General features: G+C 62.6%; 15 protein-coding genes. 3 read left to right on the top strand and 12 right to left on the bottom strand.

From position 1 onward, the window contains the following. Positions 1-45: 45 nt before the first annotated feature. A complete protein-coding gene (locus EOA19_RS17980; protein ID WP_128304363.1) occupies positions 46-1,311 on the bottom strand; it encodes an ATP-binding protein in 1,266 nt (421 codons plus the stop codon). 224 nt (positions 1,312-1,535) lie between these two features. Between EOA19_RS17980 and ppk2 the strand changes: the two genes are divergently transcribed. Next, positions 1,536-2,444, top strand: a complete 909-nt coding sequence (gene ppk2 / locus EOA19_RS17975; protein WP_023811346.1) for a polyphosphate kinase 2 — start codon at positions 1,536-1,538, stop codon at positions 2,442-2,444. Between the two features lie 53 nt (positions 2,445-2,497). On the opposite strand, the gene EOA19_RS17970 is transcribed toward ppk2, so the two are convergent. The 3 genes from EOA19_RS17970 to EOA19_RS17960 all read right to left on the bottom strand — a co-directional run bounded on the left by EOA19_RS17970 (position 2,498) and on the right by EOA19_RS17960 (position 4,728). Beyond that, positions 2,498-3,247, bottom strand: coding sequence for an enoyl-CoA hydratase-related protein (locus tag EOA19_RS17970; protein WP_013533649.1), 750 nt, complete (start codon positions 3,245-3,247; stop codon positions 2,498-2,500). Positions 3,248-3,261: 14 nt separating this feature from the next. Then, positions 3,262-3,900, bottom strand: a complete 639-nt coding sequence (locus EOA19_RS17965; RefSeq protein ID WP_128304362.1) for an acyl-homoserine-lactone synthase — start codon at positions 3,898-3,900, stop codon at positions 3,262-3,264. Between the two features lie 96 nt (positions 3,901-3,996). After that, complete coding sequence (locus EOA19_RS17960; protein ID WP_128304361.1) at positions 3,997-4,728, bottom strand: LuxR family transcriptional regulator; 732 nt, start codon at positions 4,726-4,728, stop codon at positions 3,997-3,999. A gap of 248 nt (positions 4,729-4,976) precedes the next feature. Here EOA19_RS17960 and EOA19_RS17955 point away from each other — a divergent pair, with 248 nt between their 5' ends. Further along, on the top strand, positions 4,977-5,825 hold the full coding sequence (locus EOA19_RS17955) for a transporter substrate-binding domain-containing protein (protein WP_128304360.1): 849 nt from the start codon (positions 4,977-4,979) through the stop codon (positions 5,823-5,825). A 61-nt stretch (positions 5,826-5,886) separates the two neighbouring features. On the opposite strand, the gene EOA19_RS17950 is transcribed toward EOA19_RS17955, so the two are convergent. Beyond that, positions 5,887-6,294 carry a tellurite resistance TerB family protein gene (locus tag EOA19_RS17950; protein WP_281040482.1) on the bottom strand — a complete coding sequence of 136 codons (408 nt, stop codon included), beginning with the start codon at positions 6,292-6,294 and terminating at the stop codon, positions 5,887-5,889. Between the two features lie 165 nt (positions 6,295-6,459). Between EOA19_RS17950 and EOA19_RS17945 the strand changes: the two genes are divergently transcribed. After that, positions 6,460-8,106 (top strand): lysine--tRNA ligase, encoded by a 1,647-nt coding sequence (locus EOA19_RS17945; RefSeq protein WP_128304358.1) that lies wholly within the window; start codon positions 6,460-6,462, stop codon positions 8,104-8,106. Here EOA19_RS17945 and EOA19_RS17940 read toward each other — a convergent pair. The 7 genes from EOA19_RS17940 to EOA19_RS17910 form a co-directional block, all read right to left on the bottom strand. After that, positions 8,072-8,923 carry a thermonuclease family protein gene (locus EOA19_RS17940; protein ID WP_348629843.1) on the bottom strand — a complete coding sequence of 284 codons (852 nt, stop codon included), beginning with the start codon at positions 8,921-8,923 and terminating at the stop codon, positions 8,072-8,074. The two genes, EOA19_RS17945 and EOA19_RS17940, sit on opposite strands and share 35 nt — an antisense overlap. Before the next feature lie 9 nt (positions 8,924-8,932). Next, positions 8,933-9,601, bottom strand: coding sequence for a helix-turn-helix transcriptional regulator (locus EOA19_RS17935; RefSeq protein ID WP_128304357.1), 669 nt, complete (start codon positions 9,599-9,601; stop codon positions 8,933-8,935). Positions 9,602-9,716: 115 nt separating this feature from the next. After that, a complete protein-coding gene (locus EOA19_RS17930) occupies positions 9,717-10,271 on the bottom strand; it encodes a thioesterase family protein (RefSeq protein ID WP_023811352.1) in 555 nt (184 codons plus the stop codon). 65 nt (positions 10,272-10,336) lie between these two features. Next, positions 10,337-12,556, bottom strand: coding sequence for a 3-hydroxyacyl-CoA dehydrogenase NAD-binding domain-containing protein (locus tag EOA19_RS17925; RefSeq protein WP_128304356.1), 2,220 nt, complete (start codon positions 12,554-12,556; stop codon positions 10,337-10,339). A 14-nt stretch (positions 12,557-12,570) separates the two neighbouring features. Beyond that, positions 12,571-13,779 carry an acetyl-CoA C-acetyltransferase gene (locus tag EOA19_RS17920; protein WP_127295300.1) on the bottom strand — a complete coding sequence of 403 codons (1,209 nt, stop codon included), beginning with the start codon at positions 13,777-13,779 and terminating at the stop codon, positions 12,571-12,573. 32 nt (positions 13,780-13,811) lie between these two features. Beyond that, positions 13,812-14,981, bottom strand: a complete 1,170-nt coding sequence (locus EOA19_RS17915) for an acyl-CoA dehydrogenase family protein (protein WP_128304355.1) — start codon at positions 14,979-14,981, stop codon at positions 13,812-13,814. A gap of 121 nt (positions 14,982-15,102) precedes the next feature. After that, the gene (locus tag EOA19_RS17910; RefSeq protein WP_128304354.1) at positions 15,103-16,914 is read right to left on the bottom strand and encodes an acyl-CoA dehydrogenase; all 1,812 of its coding nucleotides are present in this window, start codon (positions 16,912-16,914) and stop codon (positions 15,103-15,105) included. Positions 16,915-17,167: the final 253 nt, after the last annotated feature.

The raw sequence follows: 17,167 nt of genomic DNA, 5'->3' as shown, positions 1-17,167 counted from the left end.
CCGGATGACAGAAAAAAGAAACAGTCCCCTTGAATTAGGGCGATATCAGTGCGTCGGCAAATGAACCGAGAATGCCGCGCCGTTGCCGACTTCGGACTTGATCGAAAGCCGGGCGTTGTGGCGCGTCAGGATATGCTTGACGATCGACAGGCCGAGGCCGGTGCCTTTCTGGGTCCGGCTGGTCTCGACGTCGACGCGGTAGAAGCGCTCGGTAATGCGCGGAATGTGCTCCTCGGGAATGCCGGGGCCAAAGTCCCTGATCGTCACGTCGATGCCCGGCTCTGATCCGGCATCGCCATGCGCTATGGATACAACCACGCGCCCACCCGACTGCCCGTATTTGCAGGCGTTTTCCAGGAGGTTCTCGAAAACCTGGAAAAGCTCATCGCGATCGCCAGGCACATGAAGCGGCCCATCGGCGTAGTGCCGCTCGATGGCAACGGCGTTTTCGCTGGCCAGCGGTCCGAGCGAGTCGATGACGCTGTCGACGGTCTGGCGCAGGTCCACCTCGGTTCCCGGCTTCAGATAGGGTTTCATCTCGAGCCGCGACAGCGACAACAAATCGTCGATCAGACGCGCCATGCGACCGGTCTGGCTCTGCATGATCTGCAGAAACTGGTCGCGCGCCGCCGCGTCATTGCGGGCTGGTCCGCGCAGCGTTTCGATAAAGCCGGCGATGGAGGCGAGCGGCGTGCGCAATTCGTGGCTGGCATTGGCGATGAAGTCGGCGCGCATGCGGTCTATCCTGCGTGCTTCGCTCTGGTCCTTGAACACCAGCACATAGAGATCGGTGGCGTGACCGACCGAGGACACGCTCACCCGGTAGGCACGTTCGACCGGCAGCTTCTCCATGTAGTCGACGACATCGGAGGCGACATCGCCCGATAGCACGCCATCCAGCAGGGTCTGCATCTCCGGCGCCCGGAATTTCAGCGACAGCGACATGCCTGGCGCGATGCCACCGAAAGCGGCGAAGGCGGCGGCGTTGGCATGGACGATGGTGGCAGCCCGGTCGAAGATGATCAGCGGATCGGCGACGGCGGCGGCCAGATATTCACCCGAGAGCCGCTGCAGGCCGATGGCCTCGATGGCAGCGCCGCTGTCGGTGGATTGGCGCGCGGCGGCGGTCGGCAGTATAGCCGCTGCAAGCAGCAACAGCAGCGCCGCGGGGACGACATAGGCTGAAATCCCGGCCAAGGCATAAACAGCGAGAACCGCAACAATACCGGCCGCAAGCAGCCAGCGGCTATTCCACAGCCGTGCGGCCATGGTTTGCGTGACGCCTCTCTGCTCTGTGTCCAGGTCAGCCATTCGCTCGTGACCTGCCCCCCAATGTCTTCGCACCCGGTCGCACGGTGGCGGAAAACTTCCACCAGACCGCTTGCCGCATGACCCCGAAAATCGGGAATCGATTTTCGGAAAGGATCATGCGCAAATTAAAAGTGCTACAGCGTCCTTTGCGCATCCAAACGGACGCGCGGCGCTGTAGTGGCTCCCCATAGCATGAGTCCGGAAGCTGGAAAGGGTTCGTCTCGATGAAAAAAGCCAAGGAAAGTCCCGCCGCGCCAACTTCGGGGCCGCTGAAGATCAGGATCGGCGGCAAGGAGAGGGAGTTCGACATCGATAATCCCGTGCTTCCCGACTGGGTCGAGGACAACAAGCTGACCGCCGGCGGCTATCCCTACGACAAGAAGATGAAAAGCGACGAGTATGACGAGATGCTCGAGAAGCTGCAGATCGAGCTGGTCAAGGCGCAGGCCTGGCTGCAGTCGACCGGCAAACGGGTGATGGCGCTGTTCGAGGGCCGCGACGCTGCCGGCAAGGGCGGCACGATCTTCGTGGTGCGCCAGTACCTCAATCCGCGCACGGCACGCAACGTGGCGCTGACCAAGCCGACCCCGACCGAGCTTGGTCAATGGTACTACCAGCGCTATGTCGACCACTTCCCGACTTCAGGCGAATTCGTCACTTTCGACCGGTCCTGGTACAACCGCGCCGGTGTCGAGCCGGTGATGGGTTTCTGCACCCCGCAGCAGCACGAGCAGTTTCTCGACGAGACGCCGCATTTCGAACGGATGATCTCCAACGAGGGCATCCACTTTTTCAAATTCTGGCTGAACATCGGCCGGGAAACGCAGCTCGAGCGCTTCCACGACCGCCGCTACAGCCCGCTGAAGAGCTGGAAGTTTTCCCCCATCGACGTTGCAGGCATCACCAAGTGGGACGACTACACCAAGGTGCGCGACACAATGTTCGAGCGCACCCACAAGGAATTCGCGCCGTGGATCATCGTACGGGCCAATGACAAGCGGCGCGCGCGGCTGGCGATCATGCGGCGCATCCTGTCGTCTCTGCCCTATGAGGGGCGCGATCTCGAAATCATCGGCAAGGAAGACAAGAAGATCATCGGCGAAGGGCCGTCATTCCTCGGCAAGCAGGATTGACGCTTCCGCGCCGCGCGGCCTTGGCCGCGCGGCGCGTTCCTTGATGCTTTCGCTCAGGCCGCGAGCCGGGCGATGCGCTGCAATCGCCGCAGCGTGGTGTCGTCCTGCAGCGCCTGCTGGAAAAGCGAAATCTCCTGATCGATGCGGTCGCAGAGGGCCTCGGTGTTCCCCTTCAGCAGGCCGCGCGTCTGCAGCAAGGCGGCGACCGGCTTCTTGACGAGTTGTCTTGCCCGGCCGAGAGCCGCCTCCTCGACGGTGCCTCCCGGCACGATCTCCGCGACAAGGCCGAGCGCCCTGGCATCTTCGGCGCGAAGCGTGTCGCCGAGGCAGAAGAAGCGGAAGGCACCGGCATAGCCGAGCTTCTGCGGCGCCAGGATGCTGGTCGCCGCATCCGGCACCAGGCCGAAATCGACGAACGGCACCCTGAACGTGCTCTCATCGGACGCGATCACCATGTCGCAATGGAACAGGATGGTGCAGCCGACACCGACGGCATCGCCATCGACGCAGGCAAGGATGGGCTTGGGAAACGTCGCCAGCGTGCGGAACAGGTCGGTGACGGCGGCAATCAGTTTCTGGTGCTTGGTGGCGTCGAGGAATTCGGAGAAGTCGCCGCCCAGGCAGAAACAGCCTGCCAGGCCGCGCAGCACGACGACGCGAACCTCCTCATTATCGGCGGCTTCATGGAAGGTCCTTGCCAGGCTTTCATAGGCCCTCCTGTCCAGCACCGGCCGGCCGTCACTCGACGACACGGTGACGACCAGCGTGTGGTTGCGAAGTTCAGGTTGCGGATGTGTGCTCATGGCTGTCTCCGATCTCATGACGCACGCCTTTGCCCGAGCATGTCAGGATATCCCCTGGCCAGCACGGGAGCAAAATGATTGCGGCGCGACCGCACCACATCGAGGGTGTGTTCGTTGAAGGTCAGCAAAGTGGCGACGACCTGCTGGTTGCCATAGGTGCGCTGATAGCCCAGCGGGGTCGCCAGGAAATGCAGTTGCAAGGCGCGCAGCACCCACATCGGCTCGAACTCGATGATCACCTTGTCAACGCCGCGCTTCAGCCCCCACTCGACGAAACCGGCAATCAGTTCGGTGCCGACGGTCGAAACGCCGCGACGGCCGTCACGAAAACCGGGAGCCACCGCGTAGCGGGTCAATTCCCAGATGTTTGGACCCGATGGCGGCGTTCCTTCGGAAAGATCGGTCAAGACCTCGGTCAGCAGATGTGGCCGCGTCGTCGGCAACATCCTCTGATAACCTGCCACTTCACCGCCCCTGATGACGATCTGATGGACCGCCTCGTCGTGATCGAACTGGTCGAGTTCGAGCCCGTCGGGGCGCCTGAGGTCATCCCACCCCATCTCTTCGACGAATATCTTGTAGCGCAACCGATGGACGGCCTCCCAAAGGTCGGGACGTTCCATCAATTCATGGGTTGTAAGGGAAAAAAGCATTCCGCCGTCTCCTGCGTTCAGAGGAAGATACGGCCGTGCTTTGATGAGAAAATTGCGTGATCGCGTAGGCAAAAATTCCAGGTCGGCACGGCCGACCTAACTAATGTAGCCGCGCCGTATCGCTTCCGCGACGGCCTGCACCCTGTTGACGGCACCTAGTTTGCTTTTGGCGTTAAGAAGATGTTTCTCCGAGGTGTGTTCGGAAATGCCGAGGATTTGCGAAATCTCCCATTCGGACTTGCCGACGGCGGCCCATTGCAGGCATTCGCGCTCGCGCGGCGTTAGCACGATATGATCGATGGTGTTGTTCGCCATGGTGTGGAGTTGCATGGCGCGGCCAACCGCGTAGGTCGAGACCAGCGACACCTGGCCGAATTCAGCGACGGACAATTCCACGGCCTCGCCGCCGAGCGACACCATGACGATCTGGCCGTCGAGCGTGATCAACGGAAAGGCCAATCCATCACGCAGTTTGAAGGCGCCGGCATCGCCCATCACTTCGCCGCTGCTCTTGTCGATGCGAATGCCTTGCGACGCCTCGTGCCATTGGAAGGGCGCCTGCAACTGTTTCATATGGCTGACGACGGGGTCATGATCGACATAGTTGCGCGCGACATAGCGTTCCAGCCACTCTCCCGGCCAATCGCAGAGAAGCACATGCTGCTTTTGCTGGCCAGCCGGCGTGCCTGGCTGCGGTACGGTTCCCGCCATCAACGCGGTGAGCCCGAAATCCGATGTTATGCCCAGCAGCCTTTCACAGACCGCCGCCGCCGTTGCGGCGTGCTGCAGTTGGTCTATGTATTCCAGCGTGCGATCGAACTGACCCATCGCAACATCAACCCCATGTTGCCTCGTGCATTGCGGCCAATGATGCGTGCCTGATTTACACTTCGCCACCGACCACGGATTGCAAATCGCATACTTATTTTGTGGCTTCCCTCACCGAGGCGGCCGGAGCTGATTTGCAAACCGGCTGAATCATATCCTGAAATCGGCGGGTTGAAATCAAAAACCATTGTGCCTGTACCATTTTCGTACCAAAACCGGTGCGAGCACGACTGTGGCGGAGTTTTATCTTGGCGTTCCGGTGGAGATCCTTCGCCTTTGCGATGCTGATCGGTTTGCTGTCGTTCGCCGACGGCGCGCGCGCCGCGGCGCCTCAGGTTCCGATGCTGTGGGATGCCAAGGAGCGGCTGCCCAAACCAGACCTTTCGACGCTGCCCCGGCTGAGGTTCCTGACCACCACGGACTTCCCGCCCTTCAACTTCCTCGACGGTGCGGGAAAGCTGTCCGGCTTCCATATCGATCTGGCACGTGCCATCTGCGCCGAGCTTGGCATCGTCGAAAAATGCCAGATCCAGGCCCTGCCCTGGGCCGAGTTGGAAGGCGCACTGCGGAAAGACGAAGGCGAGGCGATCATCGCCGGCATCGCCGCAACACCGCAATCGCGCACGACCTACGCCTTCTCGCGCTCCTATCTGCAGTTTCCGGCGCGCTTCATCATGCCGAAGAGCAAGGCACTGACCGAGCCCGTCTTTGACAAATTGCACGGCAAGCGTGTCGGCGTGATATCAGGCTCGGCGCATGAGCGCATGCTGCGCGACTATTTCAGCACGGTTCAGGTCATCCCTTTCGACAGGCCGGAAGACCTCTATGCCGATCTCAAGGCCGGCAAGGTCGACGCCACCTTCGGCGACGGCATGCGCCTGGCTTTCTGGCTGGGCGGCTCGGACGCGGCGGGCTGCTGCCGCTTTGCCGGCGGGCCCTATCTGGCGCCCGAATATTTGGGCACCGGCATGGCCATCGCCACCAAAGCGGACAATCCGGCGCTGGCCGCCGCGATCGATTACGCGCTGCAGGAAATTTCGATGAAAGGCACGTTCGCCGAATTTTATCTGCGCTATTTTCCGGTGAGCTTTTTCTGAACCGGTTCCGGTCAGCTTTGCCGGCCAGAGCCGAATCTCAACAACGCCCGGCCAAGGACTTTCAGGTCAGCGTGCGCAGCCGCGCCTTGGCCGCGCGGCCGATGGCAGCAACCGTCAGCGTGTCGAGGTCGAGCTGCCGCCGGATCAGCTGCAGCACCCGCACCTCTTCCATGCGCATTTCGAGGTCGACGGCGGCAACCTCGAAGGCGGCGGCATAGGCGGTGTCGCGCAGCCGCTCAGGCAAGACCTCGGCGACTTCAGCCAGCACGCCCTCCAGCCCATGCTTTTCGTGCAGGCGCTTCTGGCAGTCCTGGGCGACGCCGACAAGCCTGTCGTGGTTGAAGTCCTCGAACACCGGCCAGGAGCGGACGACCTCGCCGATCCGCGCCAGTTCGACATCGGTCATGTCGCGGTCGGAGGCCGAGGTGATGACCATCAGATAGATCAGGGCTTCATGAGGTGTCGGCAATTTTTTCTCCTTGAACCGGGCCTCGAAGTTAGGAACGCCCGTTCTGCACCGCAAGGAAAAAGCGCCGCACGCGTTGACGCTCCGGCGCTGCACGCCTAGAGACCGGATGAAAAACCCTTGCTGCGGCCCGCCTTCGGGCCGGCAAATGATTTGGAAAATTGTGACATGGCGGGATCAAACATCATCGATCTCAACCCCGAGCTGCTGGCGGCCGCGACCGAAAGCAAGGCATGGCCGTTCGAAGAAGCCAAAAAGATCATCGAGCGCTACAAAGGCGCCGACTTCCCGCAAACAATCCTGTTCGAGACCGGCTACGGGCCGTCCGGCCTGCCGCATATCGGCACGTTCGGCGAGGTGGCGCGCACCTCGATGGTGCGCCATGCCTTCCGCGTCCTGACGCAGGACAAGGTCGCGACCAAGCTGCTGTGCTTTTCCGACGATATGGACGGCATGCGCAAGATACCCGACAGCGTGCCGGATCGCGCCGCACTCGAGCCGCATCTGCACAAGCCGCTGTCGTCGGTCCCCAACCCCTTCGGCGGCGACTATGCGAGCTTCGCCGACCACAACAACGCGATGCTTTGCCGCTTCCTCGACACGTTCGGCTTCGACTACGAGTTCGCCAGCGCGACGCAATACTACAAGGCCGGCCGTTTCGACGCGATGCTGCTGCGCGCCGCCGAACGCTATGAGCAGATCATGGCGGTGATGCTGCCGACGCTCGGGCCCGAGCGGCAGGCGACCTACAGCCCGTTCCTGCCGATCTCGCCGAAGAGCGGCCGGGTGCTTTACGTGCCGATGAAGCATGTCGACGCCAAGGCCGGCACCATCACCTTCGACGACGAGGGCACCGAGACCACGCTTTCGATCACCGGCGGCCGCGTGAAGCTGCAGTGGAAGCCGGATTTCGGCATGCGCTGGGCAGCGCTTGGCGTCGATTTCGAAATGTTCGGCAAGGACCACCAGACCAATGCGGTGGTCTACGACCGCATCTGCAACATTCTGGGCGGACGGGCGCCGGAGCATTTCGTCTACGAACTGTTCCTCGACGAGAACGGCCAGAAGATCTCGAAGTCGAAAGGTAACGGGCTGACCATCGACGAGTGGCTGACCTATGCGCCGACCGAAAGCCTCGGGCTCTACATGTACCAGCGGCCGCGGCAGGCCAAGAAGCTGTATTTCGACGTCATCCCGCGGGCCGTGGACGAATACTATACGTTCCTCGCCGCCTATCCCCGCCAGGACTGGAAGGAACGGCTGGGCAATCCGGTCTGGCATATGCATGACGGCAACCCGCCCGCGATCGACATGCCGGTGCCGTTCTCGCTGCTGCTCAATCTGGTCAGCGCCTCCAACGCGCAGAACAAGGATGTGCTGTGGGGGTTCATCTTGCGCCATACGGTGGGGGTGACACCGAAGACGCATCCCGAGCTCGACCGGCTGGTCGGCCATGCGATCCGCTATTTCGACGATTTCGTGAAGCCTACGAAAACCTTCCGGCCCGCCGACGAGGTCGAGCGCGAGGCGCTGGCAGCCCTCGACGAAGCGCTTGGGGCGCTGCCGGCCGACGCCAGCGGCGAAGCGATCCAGAACGCCTCGCTCAATGTCGCACGCAGGATCGAGCGCTATCAGGATCATTCCAAGCAGAGCCCGGAAGGCGGCCCCGGCGTATCGGGCGCCTTCTTCCAGATGATCTACCAGGTGCTGATCGGCCAGGAGCGCGGCCCGCGCTTCGGCTCGTTCGCAGCACTCTATGGCGTTGCCGAGACACGTGCGCTCATTGAGCGGGCGCTGGCTGGTCAGCTGGCTTGAGCACGCCGTCGGCCTCTTCCAGGATCGAACTCGGCGCCTGAGGCGCCGGGCTCGGTGCGGCCGGCATCGCCGGCAGGCCGGAAAGGTTCGGCGCCGACCCAAAAATGCCCTTCTTCGCCGTGCGTGCCTTGTCGCCGGCCTCGACATAGGGCCCACCCTTGGCGGCGCGCGCCCAGCCATTTTCGACCAGCCACTGACCGACATCCTGCTTGCCGATCCGGCACTCGGCTGCGATCAGGTCGCGGCCACCCTGCGGCGGCACCGTGCAGACCACCGCGCGGCCGCGCAGGAAGGCGCGGAACGCCGTCCGCGCCCGGACGCCGCACGGCCAGGGCTTGCCGTCCTCGCTGCAGGTCTCGTCCTGCCTGACGATATCGATGCCGGAAACCGCGACCGAGTAACCCTTTGCCTCGATCAGGCCGGCGGCCGGCGCAACCGGCTGGAACAGCTTTGTGCCGTTCCAATCGTCAGGCATTTTCGGCTTGGGTGGCACAGCCAGCGCGAGCTTGCTCAACGGCTCGCGCGGCTCGACCCGTTCAAGCCCGTCGGCGGGCAGTTCCGGCGGCGCGACGATTTCGGGATCGATTGCCCTTGAATGCGGCCCCGGCTTCGGCGGCTGTGGAGCTGCGATGGCTGAGGTGGCCGGCTCCTGCGGCACCGTCCCGGCAGCCTGCTGCGCCATCGTATCGGCGCCCGGATCAAGCTGGTCCACGGCAATGACGCTTTCACTTCCTTTCAACGTGCGACCGCCGGTGACGACCATGGCCGCCATCACAGGGACCATCAGAACCGCCAGCGCATGATGGAGAAGCCGCACCAGCTTGACCTATTGGCTTGCCCAGACAATCCGCGCCACCCACTCGACATCGCGCATGGGAATGTCGCGGTCGGGATGATCGGGATTGAGCGAGACCAGCGCAATCGACTTGACGCTCTGGCGCTCGAGCACCTTGGCCATCACCTCGCCTGATGTGGTCTTGACAACGACGCGATCGCCCTTGCGGGTGACGGCGCCCGGTTCGACGATGAGGACGTCGCCATTGCGGTAGAGCGGCAGCATGGAATCGCCCTGCACCTGCAGCGCGTAGGAGCTCTCGGTCGATTGCGCCGGCAGTTCGACCAGATCCCAACCCTGCCCGACTGGAAAGCCGGCATCGTCGAAGAAGCCGCCTGCGCCGGCTTGGGCAAAGCCGAGCAACGGCACGGAGCTTCTGCGGGCGACCGAAGCGGCATTGCTGGTCGAGGCACCATTGCTGATCCCGGGCCGGCCTTCGATCAGACTGGTGAATTCGTCGAGTGAGGCGCCCGTCGCCTCGATGATCTTGGCCAGTGATTCGGTCGAGGGCCAGCGCGGCCGGCCATCCGACGACAAACGCTTCGACTTGTTGAAGGTAGTGGAATCGAGCCCCGCACGCTTGGCCAAACCCGAGGCCGAAAGCGAATAGCGCTTGGCAAGAGCATCGATGGCAGCCCAGACTCGGTCGTGCGAGAGCATGCTCGCTCTCCTTCGGTGCAGGAAAAAATACCTTTCCCTTCTAGTCTTGGAATGTCGTTTTGTCCACCGGTCGTGGAGTGGTTGCAAACGTTCCCGTCGATCGCGGAAAGTCCGATTACCGGGATCGATCGACGCCCTTGGCCAAGCTGCGCAGACCCTGGTGCGATGTCATGAAAATCCGCTCCGTTTGCGTCGGTGGCCGCGGGTTCACGGCACGACCAAGTGCCGCAACGACCTCGTCAATCTCAAGAAAGTTGCGAGCCTTGCGATCGTAGACGCCGGCTGTCGTCAGGATCAACGCGGCCGTCTCGCCATTGTCGAGGACGAAGCGGTGCTTGCCGACAACCTGGGTGCCTTCCCAGGTCTCGATCGAGGACACCACTTCGAAGCGGCGCCACAGCCTGATCTCGCGTGCATAGACCGCCTGCAGTCCGCCCATCATCGGCGCCCAGCCATTCTTCCTTGCCAGCGTGATGAGGCCTGCACGAACAAACAGGTCGATGCGGCCGAGATCGGCCAGCATCATGTATCGCGCATTGTTGAGATGGATGTTGAAATCGATGTCGGTCGGCAGGCAGCGGAAAGCCAGCCGGCCTTCGCCGCCCATCACGTAGGGGCCACGGCTGCGTGCCGTGGCCATCATGCGCACCATGCGCGCCCAGACATACATTACAGCGCCCCGTGTCCTCTTGGACGCGCAAAGGTCGCTGCAAGACGCTTGATTTTGCTCATGCGTCAGGCTGCCTGCTTCACGTCGCCTTTCGCATAGGGATCGAAACGCTGGTAGAAGCTCTCGCCCTTCTCGGCCATGTCGAGCAGCAGCTTGGGCGCCTTGAACTCGGCGCCGTATTTCTTCTGCAGGTTCTTGGCGATCTTGACGAACGCCTTGGCGCCGATGCCGTCGATGTAGGACAGCGCACCGCCGGTGTAGGGAGCGAAGCCGAAAGCGAGGATCGAGCCGACATCGGCCTCGCGCGGGTCGGTGACGATGCCTTCTTCCATCACCCGCGCCGCTTCCAGCGCGATGGTGACCAGCAGCCGCTGCTGCAGTTCCCCATAATCGACCTTCTCGGGTGCAAGCTGCGGATAGAGATCCCTAAGGCCCGGCCACAGCTTCTTCTTGGCGGGCTTTGCCGGGTAATCGTAAAAACCCTTGCCGTTCTTGCGGCCGAAGCGGCCGTGATCGTCGACCATGGTGTTGATCAGCGCCATCTGCTTGGGATCGACCGCCTTGTCGCCCAAATCCCTGATGGTCTGCTTCATGATCTTCTGGGCAAGGTCGATGGCGGTCTCGTCGGTCAGCGCCAGGGGGCCGACCGGCATGCCGGCTGCCTTCGCCGCGTTCTCGATCATCGGCGCGGGAACGCCTTCGATCAGCATCTTGTAGGCTTCCGACATGTAGCGCAGCACGCAGCGATTGACGTAGAAGCCGCGCGTGTCGTTGACGACGATCGGCGTCTTCTTGATGGCGCGAACGAAGTCGATCGCGGTGGCCAGCGCCTTGTCGCCGGTCTTCTTGCCCAAAATAATCTCGACCAGCATCATCTTGTCGACCGGCGAGAAGAAATGGATGCCGATGAAATTCTTCGGCCGCGCCGAATTCTTGGCCAGCGACGAGATCGGGATGGTGGAGGTGTTCGACGCGAAGATCGCCGATGGCTTCAGCACGGCTTCCGCCTGTTCGGTGGCGCTCTTCTTCACGCTCGAATCCTCGAAAACGGCCTCGACCACCAGATCGCAGCCGGCAAGGTCGGCATAGTCCGCCGTCGGCGTGATCAGCGACAGCAGTTTGTCCTTGTCCTCCGGCTTGGCGCGGCCCTTCTTAACCTGATCCGAGATCAGGCCGTCGGAATGCGCTTTGCCCTTGGTAGCCGACTCCAGATCACGGTCGAGCAGCACCACCGGGATGCCGGCCTTGGCGGTGACATAGGCGATGCCCGCGCCCATGAAGCCGGCCCCGAGAATGCCGACCTTCTTGAACTTGGTTTCGGGCACGCCGGCTGGGCGGCGGGCGCCCTTGTTCAGTTCCTGCAGCGACACAAACAACGAGCGGATCATCGCCGCCGCTTCCCTGGTCTGCATGATCTCGGTGAAATAGCGCTGCTCGATGCGCAAGGCGGTGTCGAACGGCACCAGCAGGCCTTCATAGACGCATTTGAGGATCGCGGCGGCGGCGGGATAGTTGCCGTAGGTCTCGCGACGCAGGATGGCGATGGCCGGTGGCCACAGATTGGCGCCCGCCACCGAGTAGATCGGGCCGCCGGGCAGCTTGAAACCCTTCTCGTCCCAAGGAGCGACCGGCTTCAGGCCGTTCCTGATCATCGCCTTGGCGGTCTCGACCAATCTGACCGGCTCGGCGATCTCATGGATCAGGCCCATAGACTTGGCCTTCTGCGGCGACAGTGTCTGGCCGGAGGTCAGCATCTGCAGCGCCTGCTGCTGATCGGTCAGCCGCGGCACGCGCTGGGTGCCGCCGGCGCCCGGGAAGATGCCGATCTTCACCTCCGGAAGCGCCATCTTCACCTTGTCGCTGTCGGCGGCGACACGGCCGTGGCAGGCGAGCGACAATTCGAAGGCGCCGCCCATGCAGGTGCCGTTGATCGCCGACACCCACGGCTTTCCGCAAGTTTCCAGCTTGCGAAACAGGCCGGTCATCATGCCGGCATTGTCGAACAGCGCCTTGGTCGCCTTTTCGGCGTCCTTGCCCTTTTCCGCGGCGAAGGTCGTCAGCATCTTCTGCAGCAGGGTGATGTCGGCACCGCCGGAGAAGGTGTCCTTGCCGGAGGTGATCACCGCACCCTTGATGGCGGCGTCACCAGCCACCTTGTCGACGATGGCGTTCAATTCCCGCATCGCTTCCTCGGTGAAGACGTTCATCGAACGGCCAGGCATGTCCCAGGTAACCAGCGCAATGCCGTCGGCGTCGATGTCGAGGGTGAAATTGGTGTAGCTCATCGTTTCTCTCCCCGTCAGACGCGTTCGATGATGGTTGCGGTTCCCATGCCGGCGCCGATGCACAGCGTCACCAGAGCGGTGTTGAGATCGCGGCGCTCGAGTTCGTCCAGCACCGTGCCGAAGATCATCGCGCCGGTGGCGCCGAGCGGATGACCCATAGCGATAGCGCCGCCATTGACGTTGATCTTGTCGTGATCGATGTCGAACGCCTGCATGTAGCGCAGCACCACCGAAGCGAAGGCTTCGTTGAGCTCGAACAGGTCGATGTCCGAGAGCTTCATCTTGGCGCGCTTCAACAGCTTCTCGGTGACGTCGACCGGGCCGGTCAGCATCAGCACCGGCTCGGAGCCGATGTTGGCGAAGGTACGAATGCGCGCGCGCGGCTTCAGCCCCATCGCCTTGCCCGCCTTCTTCGAACCGAGCAGCACGGCGGCGGCGCCGTCGACGATGCCGGACGAATTGCCGGCATGGTGGACGTGATTGACCTCTTCCACCTCGGGATGCTTCTGCACGGCGACGGCATCGAAGCCGCCCATTTCGCCTGGCATGACGAAGGACGGGTTGAGCGAGGCCAGCGACTGCATGTCGGTGGACGGGCGCATATGTTCGTCATGGTCGAGGATGGTCAGGCCGTTCTGGTCCTTGATCGGGACGACGGAATTCTTGAAGCGGCCATCGGCCCAGGATTTGGCGGCGCGCTTCTGGCTCTCGACCGCATAGGCGTCGACGTCGTCTCTGCTGAAGCCGTATTTGGTGGCGATCAGGTCGGCCGAGATGCCTTGCGGCACGAACCAGCCGGGCAGGCCGACCGAAGGATCCATGAACCAGGCGCCGCCCGAGGCGCCCATGCCGACACGCGACATCGATTCCACGCCGCCGGCAATGACGATCTCATCGGCGCCCTGCGCGATCTTGGCGGCGCCGAAATTGATGGCGTCGAGCCCGGAAGCGCAGAAGCGTGAGATCTGCATGCCGGGCGCCTTGGTGTCGTAGCCGGCCTCGAAGGCGGCGGCGCGCGGAATGACCGAGCCGGCTTCGCCGACCGGATCGACGCAGCCGAAGATGATGTCATCGACATTGCCGGTGTCGAGCCCATTGCGGTCGCGCAGCGCCTCGAGCGTCTTGGCGGCAAGCCGCACCGCCGGCACCTCGTGCAGCGATCCGTCCTTCTTGCCCTTGCCGCGCGGTGTGCGCACAGCGTCATAGACATAAGCTTCAGCCATTGCTTGCTCCTTGGGTTTGCCGGTCGTTGCCCTCAGAGAGAGCGGCCGATCAGCAATTTCATGATCTCATTGGTGCCGCCGTAGATGCGCTGGACGCGAGCGTCGCGGAACATGCGGGCGATCGGATATTCATTCATGTAGCCATAGCCGCCATGCAGTTGAAGGCATTCGTCGACGACTTTTCCCTGCAGGTCGCTGAGCCAGTACTTGGCCATCGACGCGGTCACAGGATCGAGGCCGCCGGCGATGTGGCGGGTGACGCAATCATTGTAGAAGACGCGGCCGATGGTGGCCTCGGTCTTGAGTTCGGCCAGCTTGAACTGGGTGTTCTGGAAATCGATGATCGCCTTGCCGAACGCCTTGCGCTCCTTGACGTAACGAATAGTCAGTGCCAGCGCCCGCTCGATCATCGCAATGGCGCCGGTGCCGATCTGCAGTCGCTCCTGCGGCAGTTGCTGCATCAACTGTACGAAGCCCTGCCCTTCCTCGTGGCCGAGCAGGTTGGAGGTCGGCACGCGCATGTCGTTGAAGAACAGCTCCGACGTGTCGTTGGCCTTGAGCCCGATCTTGTCGAGGTTACGGCCGCGCTGAAAACCTTCGACCTCGTCGGTCTCGACGACGATCAGCGAGGTGCCCTTGGCGCCCTTCTCCGGATCGGTCTTGGTGACGACGATGATGAAGTTCGCAAGCTGCCCATTGGTGATGAAGGTCTTGGAACCGTTGATCTTGTATTGATTGCCATCCTTCTGCGCCCGCGTCTGGACGCCCTGCAGGTCGGAGCCGGCGCCGGGCTCGGTCATGGCGATGGCGCCGATCAGCTCGCCGGTCGCCAGTTTCGGCAGCCATTTCTTTTTCTGCTCCTCGGAGCCGTAGTGGAGGATATAAGGGGCGACGATCGAATTGTGCAGGCCGATGCCGAACCCGTCGACACCGACATGGCCGATGGCCTCGATGATAGCGCTCTCATGCGCGAATGTGCCGCCGGAACCGCCATATTCCTCCGGCATCGAGGCGCAGAGCAGGCCGGCGGAACCTGCCTTCAGCCAGCTTTCGCGATCGACCATCTCGTTCTTTTCGAACTCGTCGTAACGCGGCGCGATCTCCTCCGACATGAAGCGGTGCGCCATGTCGTAGAGCATGCCGACTTCGTCCGCCGCCCAGGCGGGCTTCGGAAGGCCAAGGATTTCAGCTGGGTTGGTCATGCTGGTATGATACTCCTCCCGAGATGCATCATCGAAACTGAAGTCGGCGCACTGCCGCAACGACCCCTCCCGGCTCTTCGGGCCACCCTCCCCTCGAGGGGGAGGGGGACGCGGATCATCTTTAGAACGCTTCCGCCGGCAGTGCCATCAATGTGTCGGCGCCGCTCGAAATGCGGGCGAGATGCGCCGACGTCTCCGGCATGATCCGTTCCATGAAGAAGCGCCCCGTCACGACCTTGTTGTCGTAGAAAGCCACGTTGTTTTCATAAGAGGATTGAGCGCCATTGGCGTCAGTCTTGCCAAGCGCCACCTTGGCCATCTGCGCCCACATATAGCCCAGAGCGACCAGGCCGAAGAGATGCATGTAGTCGGTCGAGGCCGCACCGGCATTGTCGGGCCTGGCCATACCGTTCTGCACCAGCCACATGGTCGCCGCCTGCAAATCGTTGAGACCTTTCTTCAACGCCTTGGTGAACGGCGCCATCTTCTCGTTAGCGCGGTTCTCCTCGCAGAATTCGCCGACCTCCTTGAAGAAGGCCTGCACGGCGCGGCCGCCATTCAGGCCGAGCTTGCGGCCGACGAGGTCGAGCGCCTGGATACCGTTGGCGCCTTCATAGATCATGGCGATGCGGGCATCGCGCACGAACTGGCTCATGCCATGCTCTTCTATGTAGCCGTGACCGCCGAACACCTGCTGCGCCATGACGGCGTGGTCGAACCCTTTGTCCGTGAGCACGCCCTTGACCACCGGTGTCATCAGGCCGGTGTAATCGTCAGCGGCCTGGCGGTCCTTGTCGTCGCCGGAGCGGTGGGCAATATCGGACTTGATCGCCGTCCACAGCGCCAGCGCGCGGCCGGCCTCGTTGAAGGCTTTCATGGTCATCAGGCTGCGGCGGATGTCGGGATGGACGATGATCGGGTCGGCCTTCTTGTCCGGCGCCTTCGGCCCCGACAACGAGCGGCCCTGCAGGCGGTCCTTGGCGTAGGCAACTGCGTTCTGATAGGCGATCTCCGACAGCGACAGCCCCTGCAGGCCCACACCAAGGCGCGCCTCGTTCATCATCGTGAACATCGCCTTCAGGCCGCCATTGGCCTCGCCGAGCAGCGTGCCCTCAGCCTCGTCATAGTTCATGACGCAGGTCGAATTGCCATGGATGCCCATCTTCTCCTCGATGGAGCCGCAGGAGACGGTGTTCCTGGTGCCCGGATTGCCCGACGGGTCGAGCTTGAGCTTCGGCACGATGAACAGCGAGATGCCCTTGACGCCTTCCGGCGCGCCCTCGATGCGGGCCAGAACCAGATGGACGATGTTGTCCGACATGTCGTGTTCGCCGGCCGAGATGAAGATCTTCTGGCCTGAAATTTTATAGGTGCCATCGCCGTTCGGCACCGCCTTTGTCCGCAACAGGCCGAGATCCGTGCCACAATGCGGCTCTGTCAGGTTCATGGTGCCGGTCCAGGCACCCTCGATCATCCTCGGCAACCATGTCGCCTTCTGCTCGTCGGTGCCGTGGGTGATGATCGCGGCGATCGCACCCTGCGTCAGGCCCGGATACATCATCAAGGACATATTGGCCGAGACCATATATTCGGCGACAGCGGTGTGCACGGCATAGGGCAGGCCCTGGCCGCCGAACTCGACGGGTGCGGCCAATCCCATCCAGCCGCCCTCACGATACTGGTCGAAGGCCTCCTTGAAGCCTTTCGGCGTGGTCACCGAGCCATCGTCGTGACGCACACAGCCTTCCATGTCGCCGACACGGTTCAGCGGATGCATGACGTTTTCGGCGAGCTTGGCGCCTTCGGCGAGGATCGCCTCGAGCACATCGGGCGTGGCATCGGCAAATCCGGGAAGGTTCGAATAACGCTGATAACCCAGAACCTCGTTGAGCACGAACAGCGTATCCTGGACCGGAGCCCTGTATGTCGGCATGCTTTTCTCCACCCTGCAAACCCGGTCCGAATACCCCCAAGACAGGCCAGGGCGGCATGCGGACCCATATTGGGAGCGGATAGCAAAAATTGACGTGTGCGTAAACGTCAATTTTTTCGATGCGACAAGATTCCCCGCCCACTGGAGCAATGAGCGTAGCGGCGCGACGTTGCGCAAGCCAGCGCCGAAAGGCCATAAGAGTGGGCCAGGACAACGAAAAGCCGCGTGGCAGGCCACGCGGCTTTGATCGTCA

Origin of the sequence: Mesorhizobium sp. M7A.F.Ca.US.010.02.1.1, assembly GCF_004023085.1 — a bacterium.
Taxonomy (GTDB): Bacteria; Pseudomonadota; Alphaproteobacteria; order Rhizobiales; family Rhizobiaceae; genus Mesorhizobium.
The sequence above is the reverse complement of the archived record's forward strand: the minus strand, read 5'-3'. Positions and strand labels throughout refer to the sequence as shown.